At 66.5% G+C, this 1,003-nt stretch carries 1 protein-coding gene; it reads right to left on the bottom strand.

Going from position 1 to position 1,003, the window contains the following annotated elements; genetic code table 11:
* A partial coding sequence (locus tag A2I95_RS42410; RefSeq protein WP_291738217.1) for a metallopeptidase TldD-related protein occupies positions 1-1,003 on the bottom strand: 1,003 nt, incomplete at both ends.

Below are 1,003 nucleotides of genomic sequence, written 5' to 3'. Positions count from 1 at the left end.
GGCATAGCTTTGGCGCCGCCCGTTGCCGGTGGGAGAGACCCCCATCAGCCGCGCGTTCTGGCGGTCCTGCATGAAGCCGACCAGCACGCCGTCCTCGATCAGCGTCGTTTTCTGGCTGGGGGTGCCCTCGTCGTCCACCGTGATCGAACCGCGCCGGTCCGGGATGGTGCCGTCATCCAGCACGGTGACCCCCTTGGCGGCAATCTGCTGGCCCATCAAACCTGCAAAGGCCGAGGAGCCCTTGCGGTTAAAGTCGCCCTCCAGCCCGTGGCCGATCGCCTCATGCAGCAGAATGCCGGGCCAGCCGGGGCCAAGCACCACATCCATCTCGCCCGCCGGTGCCGGAACCGCGTCCAGATTCACCAGCGCGATCCGCAATGCCTCCTGCACCTGGGCGTGCCAGTGTTCAGGGTCGACCAGCCCGTCAAGCCCAAGCCGCCCGCCGCCGCCGGCCGAGCCGCCCTCGCGGCGGCCGTCCTTTTCGACGATCACCGACACGTTGAACCGTGCCATCGGGCGGATGTCGCGCACCCGTGTTCCGTCCGCCCGCAGGATTTCCACCTCCTGCAGCGAGGCGGCCAAAGACGCAGATACCTGAACCACGCGTTGATCCAGGTCACGGGCATAGGCATCGACTTCCCGCAGGGTCTCCACCTTCACTGGAAACGGCATGGCGCTGATCGGGTCGGCATCGGTGTACAGCTTGGCGTTGGTGGCTTGCGGTGCATCCGAATAGGTGCCGCCGCCGGTTCCGATCGCCAGCTGGGCCGTTTCTGCCGCCCGCTTCAGCGACGCAATGGAGACGTCGGTAGAATGGGCATACCCGGCTACATCACCGTTCACCGCCCGCAGGCCAAAGCCTTCGGAGGCATCATAACTGGCGCTGCGCAGCCGCCCGTCATCAAAGGACAGCGCTTCGGATTTGCGGCGCTCTGCAAAGATCTCCCCATCCTCCGCACCGTTCAGGGCATCGCGCAAGCTGGCGAGGGCCTCATCCTCGGGG

The organism is Leisingera sp. F5, from assembly GCF_001593695.1.
This window is presented reverse-complemented; position numbering and strand designations above follow the sequence as displayed.